The organism is Odoribacter lunatus (assembly GCF_943193135.1).
GTDB classification, from domain to species: domain Bacteria; phylum Bacteroidota; class Bacteroidia; order Bacteroidales; family Marinifilaceae; genus Culturomica; species Culturomica lunata.
Genome location: NZ_CALPCZ010000056.1, coordinates 1 through 3,114 on the forward strand (window position 1 = coordinate 1; position 3,114 = coordinate 3,114).

The 3,114-nt window shown below is 46.4% G+C and carries 1 protein-coding gene; it reads left to right on the top strand.

What is annotated here, in order from left to right:
* Positions 1-2,895 (top strand): glycine-rich protein (locus NFR61_RS11050; RefSeq protein ID WP_251624119.1); only part of this gene is annotated, 2,895 nt, incomplete at its 5' end.
* Between the last annotated feature and the right edge of the window lie 219 nt (positions 2,896-3,114).

The following is a 3,114-nucleotide window of genomic DNA, read 5'->3' on the forward strand; positions in this document are numbered from 1 at the left end:
TCCGGTCTGTTTTCTCCACCCGTGTTCGGTAATAATATTCGGGTGGACGGTAAAACGCGTGTTATCGGCTTTTCAGGTGATACGGCGATTATTGAGGTGTATCTTCGTTGGGATAATTCGTGGCGGGATGATTTCAACTGGGATGCCGCGTGGGTGTTCTTTAAATACAAAAAGCGGGGCTTGACCAATCCGTGGCAGCATGCGTATTTGGGTTCTTCGGGGCATGTATTAAGTACGGCAGTCGGTAGCGAGGGCGGTGACTACACCTATATGGTGGGTGCCAATGCCGGTAAGGTGAACGGTTTATACGTGATGCGTGATGACGTTTCGGAAGGAAACGTAAGTGTTCGATTACAGGCGAAATGGCCATTGGCGGGTACGGGATTAAGCAAAAGTGATTTCGGCGACGCCTTGAATGAGATTTATGTCGCCGTTCACGCAATCGAAATGGTGTATGTTCCATACGGTGCGTATTACTTAGGGGATGCGTATTCCCACAAGAGTTTTGCTGTGGGCGATACGGCGGCCGTGGTGATAGATACCGAGGCAGCAATGACGCTTTCAGCCAAAGACGGCATGCCGAATGTTTCTCTTTCAGCTTCTTATCCGAAAGGGTACGCGGGTTTCTATATCATGAAATACGAAACCAGCCAGGAGCAGTACATGGAATTTCTTAACTCTCTGACATTGGAACAGCAGAAAGCAAGAATTACAAACAATGATTTTGCCAATATGAAGCGGGGGGATTATGTGTTTGGAGACCCCCATGTGCCGAGTTGTCGGAACGGTATTGTGTTTATCGAACAGCGGCAACCGAATACACCCGCGGTATTCGGGAATAATCTGAACCCGGCGAATGACTTGTTTTCCTCGGATGACGGACAAACACTCGCATGCAATTACATGAGTATAGAAGATATGATTGCATATTGCAGCTGGAGCGGATTACGTCCCATGAGTGAATTGGAGTATGAAAAGGCCTGCCGACGGTTTTATCCCCAAGTGCCCGCTCAAGGAGAGTATGCGTGGAATACAAATAACGGCATCAACCGCCTAAGCGGATTAGGCGATTTAAATTACCGGGGAGACCAGCGCGAGCAGGCGCTAAGCTATTTAAAGAATGTAAATAGCGGTACAAGTAACAGTATTAATGGGCCGGTACGTTGTGGACTGTTTGCCACATCGGCTACCAACCAAACCCAGGCGGGTGCCACGTATTGGGCAGTGATGGAAATGAGCGGGAATTTAAAGGAACTGTGTGCCAATGTAAACTACACGAATCTAAACGGTGGTAGTTGCGGTACGGGTGTTTATAACGCCAGTTTGTGGGATAAGACAGCGACGAGATACGGAGTGCGAGGCGGAGGTTTTAATAGTGCGGATGATTTGTTGCGGACTTCGGACCGGACGGAAGCGATGAACTATTTTACAAGCGTTACGCAACGGGACAGTACGGTGGGATTTCGGGGAGTATATAATCTTTCCGGTATCAGGATTGATGGCGGGGAGATAAAGATGTCACAAGACACTGCCTGTTGGGGAGAAACGGATGTATTGAATATAACAGAAGCCTCTTGTCCTGACTTCCCCGATATGCGTTTTCAATACAATTGGTATGTAAAGAAATCCGGAGAAGCAAAATTTGATATAGTTCCCAATGCGGGTGGTACTACATTGAAATATGAACACTTTGAAAACAAGACCACGGCTCCTGTTGTGTACACCTTTAAACGTACAGGGATTTGTGCTGTGGGTATTGCAGAAAGCAATGAAGTCACGGTAAAAGTCTTTCCGGAACCGTTTGTTGCTTCGTCTTATACATTTAATCCTTGTCCGGTAGCCATTCCGCATCGGTGGAACGGGTTAAAGTATGAGTGGAATGTAGTGGGCTCATCGGATTATTTTGTGAGTGAAGAAAATAATACGACACTTGTCAGCAATCTTTATAAAGATGGTTTATACCGACTGGAAGTACAATGGGAAGAATGTCCGGATATATTTACGGTGGATATTCAGGTAAGCAATGCAACGGTTTTATCAACTGTTCAGACATGGGGCTATACGGGTAAGGAACAGTGTATCGTCCTGCCTCCGGGTAACTATAAAATGGAAGCGTGGGGTGCCATAGGCGGCTACGCATTATGTTACTATGGAGGAACCAAACAGGGAGGATATGGCGGTTATGTGAGTGGAGAAATAACATTGGCAAAATCCCAGATGTTTTATTTGTATGTCGGAGCAGCCGGAACCTCTGCCGGCGGTGCTACATTTAATGGTGGAGGTCGTGGTCGTGGAGCAAGTCCGTGGAAAGATGATTCCTCCGGAGGGTCCGGTGGCGGTGCTACGGATATTCGATTGACAGGTGGTGCATGGAATACGTTTATGTCATTGAAATCTCGCATTATGGTGGCTGCCGGTGGCGGAGGAGCAGACGGGTACTTTTATGGAAATGCCGGTGGAGCCGGTGGCGGACTGACAGGATACAATGGAACCTTACATAGAATGTCGGGAACAAGTAATCCATATTATGTTGCAACCGGGGGTACACAAACCAAAGGTGGAACATTGGGATACGCTTACTCTAATTACTCAAGTGGAGTTTGGGGAAGAGGAGGCGATCCGACGGGTACTTATTATGGAGGAGGTGGCGGTGGCGGATATTATGGTGGCGGTGCGGGTACTTCAGGTTCATATGTTGTCGGTTCCGGAGCGGGAGGTTCCTCGTTTATTTCTGGTCATACCGGTTGCAATGCAATTGATGTAGCCTCAACTGCTACAAATATTATTCATACCGGACAGCCGAAACATTATTCCGGATTAGTTTTCATCAATACTTCGATGACTGCGGGAGTAAATAGCGGACACGGTCAAATTCGGATTACACCGCTGGATTAAAAGTGAAGAAATAGGATAATGGAGCAGTGGAAAAATGGCTTTTTCCACTGTTCCATTTTTGCCAATTTTTTTTACTCAAAAAAAAACGATAGGTTTTCTATTCAAAAAGAGTATGTTTTTGATGCAAAAAGAGCCTCTTTTTTGAAGTGCCCCCCAAAAGTTGGACATAAAACTTTTGGGAAACTTTATGAATAAACGCCACAATTTTGAGGAACGCTT